The sequence below is a fragment of the Levilactobacillus yonginensis genome, assembly GCF_003946265.1.
Taxonomy (GTDB): domain Bacteria; phylum Bacillota; class Bacilli; order Lactobacillales; family Lactobacillaceae; genus Levilactobacillus; species Levilactobacillus yonginensis.
The window spans coordinates 87,048-105,857 of sequence record NZ_RHNO01000005.1 but is presented as its reverse complement, the minus strand read 5'-3'; the positions used below and the strand labels follow the sequence as shown (position 1 = coordinate 105,857).

17 protein-coding genes are annotated in these 18,810 nt (G+C 47.9%); 13 read left to right on the top strand and 4 right to left on the bottom strand.

Annotated elements, in window-relative coordinates; genetic code table 11:
• Window positions 1-403: 403 nt before the first annotated feature.
• Entirely contained in the window at window positions 404-1,387 is a 984-nt protein-coding gene (locus EKM87_RS04320; RefSeq protein ID WP_125682207.1) for a choloylglycine hydrolase family protein, read from the top strand.
• An 8-nt stretch (window positions 1,388-1,395) separates the two neighbouring features.
• Entirely contained in the window at window positions 1,396-1,842 is a 447-nt protein-coding gene (locus EKM87_RS04315) for a GNAT family N-acetyltransferase (protein WP_125682205.1), read from the top strand.
• Between the two features lie 41 nt (window positions 1,843-1,883).
• On the opposite strand, the gene EKM87_RS04310 is transcribed toward EKM87_RS04315, so the two are convergent.
• Complete coding sequence (locus EKM87_RS04310; protein WP_125682203.1) at window positions 1,884-4,130, bottom strand: glycoside hydrolase family 3 C-terminal domain-containing protein; 2,247 nt, start codon at window positions 4,128-4,130, stop codon at window positions 1,884-1,886.
• A gap of 412 nt (window positions 4,131-4,542) precedes the next feature.
• Between EKM87_RS04310 and EKM87_RS04305 the strand changes: the two genes are divergently transcribed.
• The 7 genes from EKM87_RS04305 (at window position 4,543) to EKM87_RS04275 (ending at window position 12,088) form a co-directional block, all read left to right on the top strand.
• Window positions 4,543-6,183, top strand: a complete 1,641-nt coding sequence (locus EKM87_RS04305) for a peptide ABC transporter substrate-binding protein (RefSeq protein WP_125682201.1) — start codon at window positions 4,543-4,545, stop codon at window positions 6,181-6,183.
• A 137-nt stretch (window positions 6,184-6,320) separates the two neighbouring features.
• On the top strand, window positions 6,321-6,869 hold the full coding sequence (locus EKM87_RS04300; RefSeq protein ID WP_125682199.1) for a DNA-3-methyladenine glycosylase I: 549 nt from the start codon (window positions 6,321-6,323) through the stop codon (window positions 6,867-6,869).
• Between the two features lie 522 nt (window positions 6,870-7,391).
• Window positions 7,392-8,204, top strand: a complete 813-nt coding sequence (locus EKM87_RS04295) for a MetQ/NlpA family ABC transporter substrate-binding protein (protein WP_125682197.1) — start codon at window positions 7,392-7,394, stop codon at window positions 8,202-8,204.
• Window positions 8,205-8,404: 200 nt separating this feature from the next.
• On the top strand, window positions 8,405-9,451 hold the full coding sequence (locus EKM87_RS04290; protein WP_225428394.1) for a methionine ABC transporter ATP-binding protein: 1,047 nt from the start codon (window positions 8,405-8,407) through the stop codon (window positions 9,449-9,451).
• Window positions 9,452-10,126: a methionine ABC transporter permease gene (locus tag EKM87_RS04285; RefSeq protein WP_125682193.1), complete on the top strand. Its 675-nt coding sequence runs from the start codon at window positions 9,452-9,454 to the stop codon at window positions 10,124-10,126. It begins immediately after the preceding gene.
• A gap of 420 nt (window positions 10,127-10,546) precedes the next feature.
• Entirely contained in the window at window positions 10,547-11,449 is a 903-nt protein-coding gene (locus EKM87_RS04280; protein WP_125682292.1) for a DMT family transporter, read from the top strand.
• A gap of 12 nt (window positions 11,450-11,461) precedes the next feature.
• Window positions 11,462-12,088, top strand: a complete 627-nt coding sequence (locus EKM87_RS04275) for a histidine phosphatase family protein (protein WP_125682191.1) — start codon at window positions 11,462-11,464, stop codon at window positions 12,086-12,088.
• A 625-nt stretch (window positions 12,089-12,713) separates the two neighbouring features.
• Here EKM87_RS04275 and EKM87_RS04270 read toward each other — a convergent pair.
• On the bottom strand, window positions 12,714-12,929 hold the full coding sequence (locus EKM87_RS04270) for a P8 family protein (RefSeq protein WP_125682189.1): 216 nt from the start codon (window positions 12,927-12,929) through the stop codon (window positions 12,714-12,716).
• Window positions 12,930-13,139: 210 nt separating this feature from the next.
• On the opposite strand from EKM87_RS04270, the gene EKM87_RS04265 reads away from it, so the two are divergent.
• Window positions 13,140-13,340 carry an aldo/keto reductase gene (locus tag EKM87_RS04265; protein ID WP_125682187.1) on the top strand — a complete coding sequence of 67 codons (201 nt, stop codon included), beginning with the start codon at window positions 13,140-13,142 and terminating at the stop codon, window positions 13,338-13,340.
• A 72-nt stretch (window positions 13,341-13,412) separates the two neighbouring features.
• Here EKM87_RS04265 and EKM87_RS04260 read toward each other — a convergent pair whose 3' ends face one another.
• The gene (locus tag EKM87_RS04260; protein ID WP_125682185.1) at window positions 13,413-13,796 is read right to left on the bottom strand and encodes a glycine cleavage system protein H; all 384 of its coding nucleotides are present in this window, start codon (window positions 13,794-13,796) and stop codon (window positions 13,413-13,415) included.
• 156 nt (window positions 13,797-13,952) lie between these two features.
• Between EKM87_RS04260 and EKM87_RS04255 the strand changes: the two genes are divergently transcribed.
• Both EKM87_RS04255 and EKM87_RS04250 read left to right on the top strand, forming a co-directional pair.
• A complete protein-coding gene (locus tag EKM87_RS04255) occupies window positions 13,953-14,990 on the top strand; it encodes a lipoyl protein ligase domain-containing protein (protein ID WP_125682183.1) in 1,038 nt (345 codons plus the stop codon).
• Complete coding sequence (locus EKM87_RS04250; protein WP_125682182.1) at window positions 14,987-15,307, top strand: DUF7671 family protein; 321 nt, start codon at window positions 14,987-14,989, stop codon at window positions 15,305-15,307. The genes EKM87_RS04255 and EKM87_RS04250 overlap by 4 nt, the downstream gene beginning before the upstream one ends.
• 477 nt (window positions 15,308-15,784) lie before the next feature.
• Here EKM87_RS04250 and EKM87_RS04245 read toward each other — a convergent pair whose 3' ends face one another.
• Window positions 15,785-17,332, bottom strand: a complete 1,548-nt coding sequence (locus tag EKM87_RS04245; RefSeq protein ID WP_225428390.1) for a peptide ABC transporter substrate-binding protein — start codon at window positions 17,330-17,332, stop codon at window positions 15,785-15,787.
• Window positions 17,333-17,629: 297 nt separating this feature from the next.
• Here EKM87_RS04245 and mutY point away from each other — a divergent pair, with 297 nt between their 5' ends.
• A complete protein-coding gene (gene mutY / locus EKM87_RS04240) occupies window positions 17,630-18,769 on the top strand; it encodes an A/G-specific adenine glycosylase (RefSeq protein WP_125682180.1) in 1,140 nt (379 codons plus the stop codon).
• Window positions 18,770-18,810 lie beyond the last annotated feature (41 nt).

Here is an 18,810-nt window from a genome sequence, read left to right as displayed (position 1 = left end):
ATTTTACCTACAAGGATGTGTCGGTAGTTGGTAATTGTCAAATTTTGAAAAGCTTCTAATGTGTTTGGGTAACCATCCGTGAGAAGACGACGAGCGTTACCAAATTATTTGGATTGGCGAAGAACCTTTCAGCCTTAGGATAGTCGATTCATTTCGAATAAACACCTGTAAACCACGAGATTCCGTCAAAAAGGTACTTTTTTCAATGGCGCTTTAGAAGCTGAGCTACCTTTGCTGGGGAATTATCACTGGCTGGGAATGTTGGTAAGACAAACGTTTCATGGGGAGTTATGAGATATTCCATCAAACAGAAAAATAGTTATATAATTAACGATTTTGCGTGCACATTCTCCGCTGATGGTTTAAAATAACTGATAACTAAATTAGAAACGGGATGGTTTTGATGTGTACTAGCTTGACCTTTGAAAATAGTCGGGGGGACCATTTTCTGGCCCGCACCATGGACTTTGCCTTTGAACTAGGTGGCCAACCAATCTTTATGCCGCGTCACCAAACATTTCAAGGTGATGCCGGTGAATTCACCACCAAGTACGGTTTTGTGGGGGCTGGGCGTAATTTGAGCCACTATATCGTTGTGGATGGTGTTAATGAGTTTGGTCTTGGTGCGGCAGCACTTTACTTCCCACAATATGCGCAATACGAAGAAACGGCTAAGGCGGGAAAGCTGGGCTTAGCACCGCACGATGTGACAGCTTGGGTTTTGGGCAATGCTAAAAGTGTTGCTGAGTTACGTGACTTAGTCAAAACAATTCAAATTTTAGATGTGCCAGTTGCACTCTTGGGATTAACGACACCGTTACACTATATTTTCAGTGATCCTACTGGTGATACAGCTGTGTTAGAGGCGACAAGCGAGGACTTACATCTGATTGATGATCCAGTCGGTGTCATGGCCAATGCACCACAATTGAGCTGGCACTTACAGAATTTAAGTACGTACGGGACAATGCAAGCTGAGGAACGTCCTTTGCATGATTATTTAGGACTGCCTTTGAAGACGCAAGGGCCAGGAACTGGGGCCTTAGGGTTACCAGGGGACTACACGTCGCCATCACGGTTTGTTCGGACAGTTTATAATAAGCATTACAGTATTCCTACGGCGGATATTCCTTCGACGTTGAACTTACTGCAACATTTGTTGGACACGGTCACGATTCCTAAGGGTGTTAAGCTAAAAGCAGATGGGAAGAGCGATTACACGCAGTACCGTGGATACATGAGCTTGGACGAACGGGCCTTTTACATGGAACCGTATGATAATCAGGAACTACAACGGGTTGTGTTAACGGATGAGATGTTGAACGATTGGGATACGCCAGTTGAATACCCGTTAGATCACACACCACACGTCAGTCACTTGAACTAGGTGAACCGATGACAGAGTTTGTAGCGAAGAACTTTAATCAGCTCACGACGAACGAGCTTTTTCAGATTTATCAGTTGCGGGTCACCGTTTTTGTGGTGGAGCAAGCATGTGCGTACCAAGAAGTAGACGACTTGGATCTAACCGCCCAGCATTTGGTGCGGTTTGATGAAGCACAGCGGCTGAGCGCCTACGCCCGAATTATGGACGAGGGGAGCCAGGTCCGAATTGGTCGCGTGGTGGTTGCGCCATTTGCCCGTAAGCAGGGAATTGGCCGAAGGCTGGTAGCAGCAGCAATTGCGACTGCCCAGCAGAATTATCTCCGAGCCCAACAGATTGTGATTCAAGCGCAGGCTTACCTGCAGGAATTTTATGCGTCATTTGGGTTTGAACCAGTCAGTGACGTCTATTTGGATACAGGTATTCCACATCTTGATATGGTATTATCGATGCAATAAAAAAGTCACCATTCTCAATTGGGAATGGTGACTTTTCTGTTCTAATGGTCGTTTGCAGCGGCAATGAAACTAGAAATTAAGTTTGCTGGAACGCCTAATGCAACGGCTGCACGGAGCGGCATGTTAAGGAACATCTGGTTTTGCATCAAGACCAGATTACCAGCGTCATCCTTAATTGTTAGGAAGTTATTCGTGCGATCCTGTTCTGAATCCAAAACGATGCGTTGGAAGAGGTCGCGTAATCGTGGTTCCTGAACGACTTGGGCAAAATAAGTTTCAGTGGTGATTGGTGCTGGTGAATTTTTGAAGTCCATGGTCAACTTCGTTTGAAGCCGGATGTCACGGGAAGATTCACCAATCATAATTTCGTAGTCACCGGTATCAGCTTCCCAGCGTTGCTTGGATTCACACCACCAACTAAAGTCACGACGATTTAATTTGAACGTGACTAACTTCGTTTCGTGGGGGTCAATGCTCAGCTTGGTGAAGGCCCGCAACTCTTTGGTAGGCATCGGTTTGTGCGTGGAATGATTGGCAACGTAAAGTTGTGGCACAGCCTGGCCAATCCGGTCACCCGTGTTGGTGATCCCAAAGGTGACGGTGGCGCCATGTTCGTTTTGGTCAATGACTAACTTAGAGTATTCAAAGTTAGTGTAACTTAGTCCATGACCAAATGGGAAGAGAACGTGCATTTCATGTGTATCGTAATAACGGTAGCCCATGAAGATACCTTCTGTGTAGTATTCATGATGAGGATCTTGACCAAAGGTTGGTGCCATCGGCGTATCAGTTAAGCGCCGGGGGAAAGTTTCCGTCAAGTGACCGGAAGGATTTACCGCACCGGTAATGATATCCCAGGTAGATTCACCGACTGATTCACCGGCTAGGTACGTTTCAACGACTGCAGCCGTGCTGTGGACCCAAGGCATTTCTACTGCAGACCCATTTTGAAGAATCACCGTTGTGTGGGGGTTGAGCTTAGCCAGTTGACCCACTAGGTCACCTTGGTTTTCAGGCAGCATCAGTGAATTTTTATCAAAGCCCTCTGATTCAGCGCTTTCCGGATAACCCGCGAAAACAATGACGTGGTCTGCGTTTTTGGCTGCGTTGAGCGCCGTCTGTGCTAAAGTATCATCAGTTTCGCTTTGATCCAAACGATACCCAGGATAGTAGTCAGCTTTAAGGTCACTATTTTGCAACGCTGCTAACGGCGTTACCAAGTTGGTTGGGTTAACATGTGAGCTACCAGAACCCTGATAGCGTGGTTTCTCAGCCAACTCGCCGATTACGACAAGTTTACCTTCGTGACCAGGTGTCAAAGGTAATTCATTTGCGTGATTCTTGAGCAAAACGATACTATCATCGGCAACGGTCCGGGCGAAGTTGTGATGCGCTTCATGGTCGTAAGTACTTGGTTTTTCAGCTGGTGACCAATTATCAATGATATGGAGTAAATGACGGACGGATTTGTTTAACGTTCCTTCGTCTAGTTCACCGGTATCAATCGCGCGAATGATTTCATCCACGGAAGCCTGGCCCTTACCAGGCATTTCCAAGTCCAGTCCTGCGCGCAAGGCTTGTGGGTGATCGGCGACTGCTCCCCAATCAGACATCACGGCACCATGAAAGCCCCATTCGTCCCGCAGAATACTCCGTAAGAGTCGTTGGTTTTGAGAATTGAGAACACCATTTATTTTGTTATAAGAAGTCATAACGGTAGCGGGCAGTGCCGCCTTGACGACAATTTCAAATGTCCGTAAATAAAGCTCACGTAACGTTCGTTCCGACATATCGCTGGAAGCTGTAAACCGTTGATTTTCCCGGTTGTTTGCGGCAAAATGTTTAACGGCCACACCGACATGTTGGGATTGAACACCCTTAACGTAGGCGCTACCTAATTTACCGGCGACTAGTGGATCTTCTGAGAAGTATTCAAAGTTACGACCACCTAGAGGGGAGCGTTTGAGGTTGATGCCGGGGCCTAATAACAGGCTCACTTGTTCAGCACGTGCTTCCTCTCCTAAATGTTCTCCCATCTTCTGCAAGAGAGATTCATTCCACGAACTAGCGCTGAGCGCCGCCGTGGGAAAGGCAATTGCTTGAATTGAGTCCGTGAAGTCAGCTTCGGAACCAGGATTTTGTTTCCGGAGCCCCGACGGACCATCCGTCATCATCAAGGCAGGAATGCCCAGTCGCTTTACAGCGGCCGTGTACCAGTTATTCTTTCCAGAAACCAAAGCGGCCTTCTCTGGTAACGTCAGTGCAGCAAGCGTTCGTTCGATGTCCATACGTTCAAATCCTTTCTACTAGTCAAACTTAATTCCAGTATACCGTTTTCCTAGAGGAGATGTTAGTGAGTCGGTTTTTTTCTTTGACAAACGGCTGGCGATGGGGTAACTTTAGTCTTGTGCAATCCGTTTAATTACTAAAAATAAGGAGGGGAGACCACGATGATGATTAACAACGCCAACCAAGTTCAAACGGTTTTAGCCGCATGTTGCGAATGTAACGTGTGCTTTTTGCGTTGCTCATATCGTGGACTTCCGGCTAAACCGTAGCAATACATAACGACGACTCAGGTTGTCAGTGTAGCGGGTTACCTTTCACGATACGGGTGAAGGGTAACCCGCTTTTTATGCATAAAAATTGGATTTAGGGATTGCACACCACTAAATTTGAGGACAAGGGAGCAATGATTTTATGAGAAAATGGACCGGATTCGGACTCGTCGCAGCTGTAATGGCTTTAAGCCTGGGGTTAGCAGCTTGTGGCCAATCAGCTTCCTCAGCGAAGCCCACCCAAGAGTTGCGGCTACCCGCCACCGCACAGCTTGATACAATTGATTTAGCCAAGGCCACCGGTTATGGCCAAACTGGGAACGTGTTTGAAGGCTTTTATCGATTAGGAAAAAATGGTCAAGTAGCACCAGGCTTGGCGGATAAAGTTCAGGAGTCCAAGGACCAAAAGACTTGGACCTTTCACATTCGTGACAATGCTAAGTGGAGTAATGGTGACAAAATTACTGCCCAAGATTTCGTTTATTCTTGGCGGCGGACGTTAACACCAGCCACTAAGTCTTCCTACACCAACATGTTCTCCGGCATCAAAAATGGGGATAAGATCATTGCGGGGAAGGCCGATCCTAGTACGATTGGGATTCACGCCAAGAATCAGCAGACGGTGGTCGTTAAGTTGGATCGACCGATTGCCTACTTTAAAATTTTGATGGCGTATCCCCTATTTGCCCCTCAAAACCAAAAGGTTATCGACAAATACGGTAAGAAATATGCAACCAAATCAGAATACATGGTCTACAGCGGTCCCTTCAAGATTACTAACTGGAGTGGGACTGGGAATACCTGGTCATTTGTGAAAAACAATCAGTACTGGGATAAGAACGTGGTTAAGCTGCAAAAAATCAAGTATCAGGTTGTGACCAACCCGCAGACTGGGTTGAGTCTGTATCAAAATAACAAGCTCGATTTTGCTAACCTAACCAATGAACAAGTTAAAAACTATAAGAATGACAAGGCATTTAAAGAATATCCTTACTCCATCGTGATCCACTTGAAGTATAACTTCCAAGATGCCAATAAAGAAAAACGCCGAATCATGAATAATCAAAACATTCGGCAGGCCATTGCACTGTCTATCAATCGCAGCCAACTGACGAAGAAGGTCTTGGGCGACGGTTCCGTGACGCCAACTGGATTCGTAGCCAGTGGTTTGGCTAAGGATCCCAAGACGGGTGAAGACTTTGCTAAGCAACAAACTGTTAAGAATTCCACCACTTACAATCCAACATTGGCTAGAAAGAAATGGGCCCAAGGACTGAAACAATTGGGGATCAAGAAGGTCGACCTGAGCATCATGGCTGGGAATGACGATGCGGCCGCTAGCACGGTCACACAGTATCTCAAAGGGGCTTTGGAAAAGAATCTAAAGGGCTTTGATCTGAAGATTCAAAACGTGCCAGCATCTGTTGCGCAGTCACGCGCAACTAGTGGCGACTTTGATCTCTACCTGTCGCACTGGGGTGCCGATTTCAATGATCCAATTTCCTTCCTCCAGATTCCAGTCAGTTCCAATTCACTGAACTATGGCAAGTGGTCTAACAAGCAGTATGACCAACTGATCGATAAGGCACAGAATCAGGATGCCGGTCAGCCGGAGGTTCGCTGGCAGGATATGGTTAAAGCAGCTAAGATGCTCAACCAGACGCAAAGTTTCACACCGCTCTACCAGGCGAATTACGCCTACCTCCAACGTAATACTGCCAAGGGAATCATTCATAACACGGCGGGAACGCAGTGGAGTTATAAGTACGCGTACATCAAGTAATGACTAAAAAGTGAAAGATGATTTGTTCGTGCGCCAAAGGCTTTGTGTCCGCACTGTGCCAGCCCATATCTAGCGGCGTGATATGGTTGCCCGTCGCTCATTGTTGTATCATGATAACAGAGGATGGTGACGAGACAATGGCAATTGGACCAAATGACGGCCACGAGTGGATGACCAATGGCACCCAAGAATATCACGCGTACTTTGGAACACCGACCCACGACGACCACGTCCTGTATGAGCTTCTAACAGTTGGCGTCTTTCAAGTTGGTCTGAGCTGGCAGGCCGCGGCTAGTAAATTACCCGTGTATCGTCGGCTGTTTGCAGGGATGGATCCGCAAGTCGTGGCTGGTTTTGAAGATGAGCTGGATGGTGAACGCATTGCGCGGGACACTGATATGATCAGTAACGGGCGCAAAATTCGGGCGACCATTCGAAATGCGCGGGCAATTATTCAGGTGCAACAGGAATTTGGTAGCTTTGCCGATTATCTCTGGGCTTTCGTCGATGGGACACCATACCTGTTACCGGCTGTGACCCGGGATGAACTGACTAATCAATCGGCTATTGGGACGGCGGTCGCTAAAGATTTAAAGCAGCGGGGGTTCAGTTTTGTTGGGCCGGTCGTCACGCATATGTTTTTACTGGCGGCTGGAATTCTACGCGAACAAATTCTCGATGACTAAGTGAAATTTGGATGAGAAAAAATAATGTCGACAATATTATTTTTTCAGGTCAATATAGGTAAAGACCCGTGTTGTGGGCGTTAACATAAAAACATTTATCCAAATTCGTTCTTGACACCGGATTAAAGTTGCATTAGACTTGCTATTAAATTAAGCGATTGAAAACAATGTGATCAGGAGAGTAGCCTTCGTCAATGGTTCTAAGAGAGCTCGCGATTTGCTGGAAGCGAGTAACCCACGGCGGGGTGAAGATGGCCTGAAATTAATTGGTATCACTGAGTCCCTAGGATGAGGTGGTAATGACTGGCACTCATTATCGTGCACGCACTTTAAGGCGTTAGCTAGCGAGTGTTAATGAGGAGCCAGCATTATTTTATATGCCGACTTAAATTAGAATGGTACCACGACAAGTTCGTTTCTATTAATTTAGGAGCGGACTTTTTCTTTTGGTCATTGTTTGCAACCGTGGCGTTTAACTTTTGAGGATTTAGAAATTATTGAAAAATAAAGGGGATTTTGAGTATGAAGAAATCATTTAAACATTTTAGCTGGCTCCTATTATTATTGATTCCATTGTTAATCGTTGCCGGTTGTGGGAAGTCTAGCAGTTCCAGCAACAAGACTGTGAAAGTTGGGATCATGGGTTCCGACGAAAAAATCTGGAAACCTATTCAATCTAAATTAAAGAAGCAAGGCATCAACATCAAATTGGTGACCTTTACCGATTACAACCAGCCTAACGCTGCGTTGACCAACCATGAAATTGATTTGAACTCGTTCCAACACACTTACTTCATGGATCAATGGAACAAGGCCCACAAGAGCAACATCGTTTCCATCGGGAAGACTGTTCGGGCACCACTACGGTTATACTCCAAGAAGGTTAAGAGCGTTTCAGCCATCAAGAAGGGTGACCAAATTACAATTCCTAACGACTCCACCAACGAAGGCCGGGCATTACATTTACTGCAATCAGCTGGCTTGATCAAGGTTGATAGCAAGGTTGAATTACCTACACCAAAGAACATTACGGAAAACAAGTTGAAGTTAAAGATTACGGCCGTTGACGCTGCTCAAACGCCACGTTCATTGACTGATGCAACCGGTGCGGTTATCAACAACGAATTCGCCGCTGAAGCTAAGCTGCCTAACAAGGAAACTATCTTTAAAGAAAAGATCAACAAAGCTTCGATTCCTTACATCAACATCATCGCAACCAACAAGTCTGACAAGAACAACAAGACCTACAAGAAGATCGTGAAGGCTTACCAGACCGAAGCAACGAAGAAGTTGTTGAAGAAGTACTACCATGGTTTGACCATTCCAGCTTGGTAATTTAGGAATCAGATTAGCTAATGGTATTTATGGACAAAGTACCCGCTAACTTGCTATAGTAGACGGTGCTGTGATTTTCCAACCATGAGTAGCAACAGCTAGTCAGTCTAAATGAATTAAAGTGTCATATATTATAGAAACAAAATGAAATTTGCCGGCATTGGCGAGTAAGGAGAATGAAGTCTGTGACTAACGAAGCGATTATTCAGTTAAAAGATATCGACGTGACCTTTCACAATAAGGGTCAGACCGTAACGGCCGTGAAAAATGTGTCCTTGACGGTCAACCGCGGTGACATCTACGGTGTCGTCGGCTATTCTGGAGCGGGGAAAAGTACCCTCGTGCGGGTAATCAACCGCCTCCAACGGCCAACTGCCGGCACTGTCGAAGTCAGCGGTCAAAATATTCTAGATTTGAGTTCCAAGGAATTGCGGACCGCCCGGACTAAAATCGGCATGATCTTTCAGCATTTTAACCTCATGACCTCCCGGACCATCGCGGATAACGTTGATTACCCACTAAAGGGTAGCAAGTTATCGCGTGCAGAACGGAAGCAAAAAGTTGCCCATTTACTGGACCTGGTTGGGTTGAGTGAAAAGGCGGAAGACTATCCGGCTCAGCTCTCCGGTGGTCAAAAGCAACGGGTCGCTATTGCGCGGGCCCTAGCCAACGACCCTGAGATTCTGATCAGTGATGAAGCCACGAGTGCACTGGACCCCAAGACCACGTCTTCCATTTTGGAATTATTGAAACGGTTGAACAAGGAATTGGGCCTGACCGTGGTACTGATCACCCATGAAATGGAAGCCGTGAAGGAAATCTGTAACAAGGTAGCAGTCATGGACGCTGGTGAAATTATTGAACGTGGTGACCTGGTGACCATCTTCAGTAAGCCAGATAAGCCATTGACTCAAGACTTTATTAATACGGCCACGCAAATCAACCAAGCGATGGAAAAGATTTACAAGCAAGCGGGAACGCTGGGCTTGGACGACCATCACATCCTGGTCCAACTGCAGTACGTTGGCGCAACTGCGGATGCCCCGTTGATTACGGAACTGTACAAGCGGTATTCAGTTGTTTCAAACATCCTGTATGGGAATGTTGAAATTCTTCAGGATACGCCATTGGGTAACTTGATCGTTGTTATGGCTGGTGAACCCGACCAGTTGAATGAAGCCTGGACTTACTGTGAAGACGCTGGTATCAACGTCACGCAGCTTGATCCTAATTCGGAGGTGGCCTAAATGTTAGCAAAATACTTTCCAAATGCGGTCACAATGAAGGGTGACTTCATTCAAGCAACGTGGGAAACACTGTACATGACGTTCTTTACTGCAGTGGTTGCCGGTATCATTGGGATGGCTATCGGGATTGGTCTGATTGTGACCCAACCCGGTGGTATCTTGGAAAACCGCGTTGTTTACAATATCTTGGATAAGTTGGTTAACCTGTGTCGGTCAATTCCGTTTGTTATTTTGCTGGCCGTCATCGCACCGTTGACGCGGTTGATTGTTGGGACCGCTATCGGGACCACCGCAGCAATTGTGCCATTGGTTATTGGTTCTGCACCATTTTACGCACGGCAGATTCAAAATGCCTTGGCGGAAGTTGACCGGGGTGTGATTGAAGCCGCTGAATCGGTTGGTTCTGGTCCCATTGCCATTATCTTCCGGGTATACTTGCGCGAGGGCCTGCCGGATATTATCCGTTCATCCGTCCTAACGTTGATCAGTCTGATCGACTTGACGGCCATGGCCGGTGCCATCGGTGGTGGTGGCTTAGGGAATTTGGCCATCAACGTCGGGTACAGTCGATTTGAAAGTGACGTCACAGTTGGCGCAATGTTGATTATCTTAGTCATTGTCTTTGCCATTCAACTTATTGGGGACTTCTGGGCCCGCAAAGTTGATCACGCTTAGGAATGTTAAAGCTTAAACTTGTTATAGCTTAGTCAAATGAATTTAGAAGTAATAAATGAGTTTGGGATTAGTTCCCAAACTCATTTTGTGATTTTGGGATATATTGAGTGGGTTAGAAGTTTCGACAATCGGGTTAGTTGCTGCATTTAGTGGCGTGAGGACACTGTTAAAAGGCGGCTCCTGCCGGGTTCTAAGGAAACTTTCCACCCGGCCAGATTTGATCGAAATATTTTTCGGACTGAATCAGGTTTTTGAGCTAAAATTAAAGAGGACGACGATGGTTAGTCATGACCATTTTTGTCAGTGAATTCTAATAGATATTCGGTAAAATAAATAGATTATGATACATACCATTTTGGGGTGTGGGAGAGAAAGGATTATTCGGCTTTGAAAACTTCGACAGCGTCAACCGAAAACGTGATGAAGGGAATCTTTTGGGCAATCGTGGCTTCTGCAATGTGGGGGGTCTCGGGGACCGTCCTTCAATTCATCTCGCAGGGGCAATCAATTCCCGCTAGTTGGTTCTTATCAGCGAGAACTTCAGGTGCGGGGATTGTGCTGATTCTCATCAGTTTGATTTTTTATGGTAAGGAAACGTTCACCATCTTCCGGAGCCTGCGTGAGGTGGGCTGGTTTCTAGCTTACGGACTGTTAGGTCTGGGTGCGAACCTGATGACTTTTTACATGTCTGTTCAAACTGGTAACTCGGCTGCATCAACGATTCTACAATACTTAAGCCCACTCTTTATTGTGGTGGGAAGCTTGTTGTTCAAGCATGACCGACCACTGCGGAGTGACCTGGTGGCGTTTGCCGTTGCCATGATTGGGGTCTTCTTGGCCATTACACGGGGAGATGTTACCCGGTTATCCATTCCGTTTGACTCCTTGATGTGGGGAATTGGTTCTGGTCTGACGGCGGCCTTTTATGTGACGTTGCCGCGACCATTGATAAAACAGTATGGCCATTCACCTATTACAGTTCTGGGGTGGGGGACACTGGTTGCTGGGGTGGCATTTAACTTGGTTCATCCTGTATGGGTCAGCATGCCACCGATCACAACCGAACTGGTGGGGTCGATGAGTACCGTGATTATCGTGGGGACCATCCTGCCATTTGCACTGGTACTCTATAGTACGCGGTTTGCCCCATCAGACGTCATTAGTATTGTTGATGCGACGCAGCCAGTGGTTACGTTTATTCTTTCGATCATATTCTTAAGTTTAAAAGTCAGCATTGCTGAAATTGTTGGGTCAGCTTTGGTTATTTTAGCCATATACTTGTTACAGCAGGGACGTCGGAAGGTTGAACCTTTCCGACAATAAGGAAGTGATTGTGTGACAGTCTTTGATTGGGTGCGTCATGGTCAAACGCAAGCAAACGTTGACCATTTGATGCAGGGACAGTTAGATACAGGAGTGACTCACTTGACCGTGGGTGGGTTACAGCAAGCGGAACGGTTAGCGCAATGGCTACGCAGTGAACGCTACGATCAACTGGTCAGCAGTCCGCTCCATCGGACACGGCAGACAACGGCAGCCTTGACACGGACATTGAGCGTGTTTCCTCAGTTCGATGATCGCCTGATGGAAGCTGACTACGGTGAATGGACCGGGGCAAACTTTCGTGAGCTTCAGGACAAATTGCCAGCTGAGTTTGATCCGGTCACCGGTGAAGCTTTACCCGACGTTTTGGTCCAAGCTGGCGGCGAATCCTATCTGACCATTCAACGGCGAGTGGGACAGTGGCTGGCTGAAGAAGTCGTGGACCATCCGGATGATCACATCTTGGTGGTCAGCCACGGCCTGACTATTAAAGCTACGACACTGTTGATGATGAACGCCCCAGCGACCACATCGCTCCCTGAGCCCGCTAATACGAGTGTGACTCGGATGGTGATTGATCCGACTAGCGGTCGGCGTTATCTGCGGTCATACAACGTCACACCACGCGTCAATCACTAATGATCCGCATTAAACCCTGATACGAGACGTTTCACCGCCGCCAGCTGGCCGGGTGAACGCCTGCTGTGGGGACCGGAGCAAGCCACAGGGCGGTCTTGCTCCTCGACATGAAGCCTCCCGAAAATCACACAGCCGTCGCTCACCCGGCCAACTGGCGGCTATGATTGCGATTGGATTAATTGTGGGTTAGTTAATTTTTATGATAGTTACCAAAGCAATTATGGTTTATAAAATTGATCGGTTAAATCCAAGGACTGGTTGTCACGTTATGTGGCGACCATTTTTTGTTTTTAAACAGGTAGTTGAGAGCTTTTGAGAGCCGGAATATGGTGGCTTTCAATATTGTTTGATTCTCAGTGGAGGTGTTCCGGGCGGGCGGCAACTGTGAAGGTGGTGTTAACTGGTGGGCTTCCAGTTTACAGCACGGGCGCTTTTGAAGACACGTGGTTTGCGTGGCTTCAAAACGAGCGAGAAGCCCGATTTTTGGCTGAAGCGTCCCCACAGTAGGCGCCCGCCCGGAACACCGGAGCGTTGGAGCATTGGAGCACAACCATCTAAGAATTAACCGTAAAAAAAACACCCCGCCACATAAATGGCAGGGTGTTTTTTAGGTTGAAACAGCCGGTTACTTCTTGAGGTTTTCTTCGACGTAAGAACGGACTTCAGCGTCTGACTTAGCGTCGACTTCCTTCATAGAAGCTTCAGTTTCATCGGTGTTGTGACCATTGGATTCCATGAAGTGGTCCCACAAAGCGTCCCGTACAGGTAACGAAGCATCGGACCAGTCAAATACTTCACTCATCTTTTCATCCAATAAAGCAGTCTTTTCTACAACAGCCATAACCAATTACCTCCAAATAAAAATTGGGGTCAGCGGTTTGTGTTACTGGCATATGCCACCGGCTTCAACTTTTATGGTAGTCCTTTTATGAGGAAATGGTAAATATTTTGTTCAACCGGTTTCACGCGAACGTTGACGGCCAAAATAAAAGTCGGCATAAAAGGCGATATAAGCACTGGTTGGACTGGCTTGAGAAAGTAGGAACAGTGAATGAAGTATCATAAACTTGGACAAACCAACTTTGATATCAATGAAGTCTCCTTAGGAACGTGGCAGTTAGGCGCCAAGTGGAGGGACCCGTTCGATGAAATCAATGTCCAGAATACGTTAGCTGCATCCTATGATACGGATGCTAATTTCTTCAGTACAGCCGACATGTATCAGGATGATCACAGCGACAGGTACTGCTAAGATTATTAAACATAAAGCAGGTCCGGAAACCATTTCCGGACCTGCTTTATGTTTAACCTGATATTTCTATAATTAGGCTACTTGTAAGTCTAGGACCCAGTTATCAGCCTGCTTGTTGCCGTTGATAACCGTGGGATCTGTGACGAGATCCTCATTGACCTTAACCACGGTTCCCGCGTAGGGTGTTTTGAAGTTTTCGACAGCCTTGTCGCTCTCAACTTCTAGGATGTCATCTCCGGCGGCTAAGACGTCGTCTGCGAGGATTGGTAGGTCGGCAAAGCTAATGTCACCGATCTGCTCTAAAGCGTCGCTAGTGAGACCTAAGCGGTAGTGTCCCTGGTCCCGCATTTCCAGCCAAACGCCATCTTTGACGGTTACGGTCGGGGTGCTGGCCGCGTGCTTTCCACGGAACAGGTTCATGAGTCGTTGCCAAAATGATTGTGGGTGTTCAGTCATCGTGTATTCCTCCCTAATGTCATTGCTAGAATCTAGTATACGCTTTAGATGTAACCGCTGACAACAACTTGCTCACGGCACCGTTTATCAGTTGTTGGGCCTGAGGGCTTATGCTAAACTGAACTTAATTTAGTCACAGCGAAGGGAGAGTCACCCATGTTTCTAATTGATACGAATCGCCAAGGACAGGTCGTCACGGATGCCATTGTGAATCAGTCAATCGACAATTACTTGGTCAATGATTTGAAATTACCAGGACACGGTTTGATGATGTACGTCAACCAGCCAGCCGTTATTGTGGGCATCAATCAAACCGTCACGATGGAGGTCGATTTTAAGTACTTGGCCAAGCACGACGTTCAGCTGGTGCGGCGGACGTCAGGTGGTGGCGCAGTCTATCACGACGAACGGAATCTGATTTTTGAACACATTATCAACGGTGATCCCCAAGATGGGTCCAAATTTGGTGACTATACAGTCTTTGCCCAACCAATCTTACGAGCACTGACGGCGATGGGGGTACAGCATCCAGGAATCAGTAATAAGAGTGCCCTGGTCGTTGACGGCAAGAAATTCTCCGGGATGACGATGTTTAAAAACGGGGATGGTTATGCCGCTGGTGGGACGATTATGTATGATTTGAACGTTGATGCCGCGCACAAGGCCTTGCTGCCAGCGAGTGACAAGCCGCACCGGGGTGTGGATTCTAACCGGGTAACGATTACGAATCTGCGGCAGTACTTGGCACCAGAATACCGAAATCTAGATATTCAAGAATTTAAAGAGGCCCTCCTATGTCACGTCTTTGAAGTCGAGAACTTGACTGACATTGAGACTTACCATTTGAGTGCGCATGACTGGGAAATTATTGATCAACGATTAGCCGAAAAGTACGATACTGATGCTTGGAATTATGGGGCTAACCCTGGTTTTCGCGAGTATCGTAAGCTTGAATTGGCAACGGGGCAATTACACTTGAACTTTACCCGTCACGCTGACAAGTTCCGGACGATGGCCTTCTTTGGCACAGTCGGGACGTCCGCAGAACTAGCTGAGATTGCCGAGCAGTTAGTGGGTGTAGCGACAACACCAGCCGCGGTTAAGGCCGTACTGACTCAGCCAGCAATCAGTGCCATTCTTGGTGCGGATGCCATTTCGCCAATTGTCACGGCACTCACGGAGGTGGCTGAATGAAGGCTAAGTATGACGTGAATCAGTACGTCGGGGTGCCAGTGGCTGCGAACGCTTCTGGCCAGTATGAAATTAAACGAGAACCGGATGGCGATTTTAAATTACACTCCTGGCGCACAGGACGCCACAGCAAGGGAAAGTATCGTGGTGTTGGCCAAATTTTCCTGACTGAAAATGGTCTGAAGGTGGCGGTTATTGCGGCTTATCCCGTTGCGTATAAGGACCGACACGAGTTCACCCCCATGCAGCGGCTCACTAGCGAATTTGTTAGCGACGCTGTAGTACAACTAGGTACCGAACATTTAGACGGTAATCAGTAAAACGGAACTGGTTGCCGTCTCCGGCCGTCAGGGAGGTGGTCCGCTGTGGGGACCGGGAAAAGCCATAGAGCGGTCTTTTCCCACGGGGTTAAGCCTCGGAAAGTTCGCCGAGTCTCAGCCCCGTCCCACGGTGTAATTTGGCCCAGAACGCCAAATAACACCGTTGTCACTGCGAATTACCTCCCTGACGGCCTCCGACTCATGTTGTGAGTAACGGCGGCTAGGGGTGGGGTCAGCAGTGAAAATGTCGTTAGTTAGCGTTTTTTGCTAGCTTACGACATGGGCGTCTTTGAAGACATGGGGGCTTCGTGGCTTCAAAACGAGCGGGAAGCCCGTTTTTTGGCTGAAGCGTCCCCACAGCAGGCCCCACCTCTGGTCGCCGGAGAGCGCAAATTATCAATATAAACAAAGAGAGGACCCGCCACGTAGCGAGTCCTCTCTTTTAAATTGGATCATTTCAACTGAAATCTAGTCAGGTTATTTCACAAAGTAGGCTTCCTTAAAGTTGGACTGCGTCCCCACGGTGTTGTATTGCACGCCGTTTAGCTTAGGATTGATCAAGTACGTGCTAGCCGGTTGGAACAGTGGTGTGACACCTTGATCCTGCATTAAACGGCTTTCAGCCGCAAGCAGGGTCCGCCATCGGCGATTGTTAAACGACGGGGCGTTGCTAGCCTGGGCGATGAGCTTATCGTACGCCGCACTGGACCAGTGGCCTGTGTTGGCCATGTTGGAGCTAGTGAAGAGGGCCAGCATTGCCAGGGGGTCGGCATACTGGGCGTGTTGTGTTGCCAGCGTTAGGTCAGTGTCGGTTGGACCATCCGATTGATTGACCGCCCACTCGCGAGACTTGAGTTTGATGGTCAGTCCAGGCAAGCTGGTGAGCTGGCGTTGCAAGGCTTTTGCTACTTTAAGACTGTTGGGAGCACGTAGATAACTTAGGGATAGGGTGACGTTTTTAACCCCCGCTCGGCGACGAGCCGTTTGCCATTCTTGTTTGGCAAGCTTAGGTTGGTAGGCCAGGGTTTCCTGCTTGGGCTGGGCAGCGGCAAAGTCGGCCGTTCCCTTTTGCCCCCGACTTAATCCGGCTGGGACGACACCTTGGGCGGGAAGTGAGGTCACGCCGTATGAGGCTTGTCCCAATTTCTTACGATTCAGAATATGAGAAATGGCAAGTCGCGCAAGCCGTTGCTGTAACAATTGATTAACGAGGGGATTGGGGCCCTGCTGCCGGTAATTTAAAATGACCATCTTAGAATAGGGCCGTGCCGTATAGGCTGTCTGTTTCTGATACGATTTAATGTTTTGCGTGGAGACCAACCGCACTTCATCTAGCGTCCCTTTGCGGTAGTCCTGCCACATGCTAGACGTGTTGTTATAGACGTCAACGTTGATTCGTTGGAGGTACACGTGCTGTTTGTCCCAGTAGTGCGGATTGGGAACCATGTGCCAGTGGGTCTGGGTATTGCCCTGCGTGCCGACCATAAATGGCCCAGCGTAGACTTGGTATTGGGGCTTGGTGGCGTATTTTTTGCCATATTTTTCAGCGATTTTTTGGTTCTGGGGGCCAAACAGGGGGTATGCTAGGCGTTGTGGCAGTTCGGCCATCGGATGGTCAAGGTGGACGATCAGTTTGAATTTGCTGGGTGCCGAAACGCCCAATTCACTGGCGGGAAGTTTACCGTCAAGAATTTTGCGGGCGTTGTGAATTCCCGTAAAAAGGTCGGCGTTTGGGGCCTTGGTCTGTGGTGCTAAAGCCCGCTGCCAGGAGTAAACGAAGTTCTTGGCTGTGATGCGGTCCCCATTACTCCAATAGGAATCCTTCCATAACGTAAACGTGTAGGTCGTCTTACTGGCATTGACCTTAACCTTTTGTGCGAGTGCTAATGCCGCTTGTCCATTATCCGTAGTGGTGTAGAGACCCTCAATCGTGTTATTCAGGCGACCAAATTCAGTCATTTTATCCGTGTCTAAAGTGGTTAACGGCCGGCTGGTAGCTAGCGTTAACACCTGTTTTCTGGTCATCACGCCTTGACTGTCACTGGTTGAATCTGCCCGCTGGCTAATACTGCAGCTAGTTAGGCCGAAACAGAGTAACCCAAGACCTATAACGAGTCCCCATCGTTTCACATTTACCACTCCGTTATCTATGTAATATCTTCTCTGATAATAGGGGAGTCCTGGGGTGGCGTCAAGCGTTGCTGGGCCGTTAGCTTGTCGTGGCCAGTGAAATTCGCTAGAATGTAAAAATTAAGTCTCGGTTCCTAGGAGCGGTGCTGCCAAACTTGGTTGCCACTGGGAACCATTAGAGGAGGTAGCAGAATGAAAGAATGGTCTGAGGCAACGATTCGAAAATTTCGGCAAAAGTTGCTGGCTTGGTACGATCGTGAGGGTCGCGATTTACCCTGGCGGCAGGATCACGATCCCTATCACGTATGGGTGAGTGAAGTGATGCTGCAACAAACGCAGGTCAATACGGTGATTCCGTACTACGAACGATTCATGGCGACTTTTCCGACCGTCGCTGATTTAGCGCGAGCGGATGAAGCGACCTTACTGAAGGCTTGGCAGGGACTGGGCTATTATTCTCGAGCACGAAACTTGCAGCGCGCGGCGCAACAGATCGTCACGGACTATCAGGGCGTCTGGCCCCCAACGGCGGCTACCTTGGCCGATCTAGTCGGCATTGGCCCCTACACATCCTGTGCGATTGCCAGTATTGCCTTTGGACAAGCGGTGCCAGCGGTCGATGGCAATGCCTTCCGGGTTTTTAGTCGATTATTATTGATCGATGCGGATATTGCTAAGCCCAAGACGCGACAACTGTTTGAAGAAATTATCCAACCGATTGTTGATCCGGACCGGCCGGGTGCTTTTAACCAAGCCATCATGGATTTAGGTTCCAGCTACATGACCGCCAAGAATTCTGACCCAGCCCATTCACCAGTCAAAGACTTTGATGCTTCCTACCAATTAGGTAAGGTTGAAGACTTTCCAGTGAAGACTAAGGCTCCTCGACCAAAGCTAATTGATTACTACGCCCTAATTATTCATTCACCGGCGGGGTATCTACTGGTTCAACGGACAGAACGGGAAATGTTAACCGGGTATTGGACGTTCCCGTTTGTTACGAAGGCGTCACTGCAATCAGCAGAAGCTGGTGATGAAGCGACACTGGCCCAGGATATTGAAAGTTTGGAAAACTTATTTGCCTCTGACTACCAATTACCACTCTCATTGACGATGGTCGGTGGCCGGCTAGTAAGTCATACGTATACGCATCAGCGCTGGCAGGTAAAGCTCTTGGAGGCCAACTTACCAACGACGCCAGGGTTACCTTTCTATCCGGGAAAGTGGGTGCCAGCGGGGGAAATTACGGATCTACCGCTCCCCAAAGTACAGGAAAAAGTCATGGCCCGGTATCAGAAACAAGTAGATTCGCAAGCGTTTTCAGGTAATTAGTTTCAGTTCAACACGAATTGCTGTATTATCTAGTTAACACA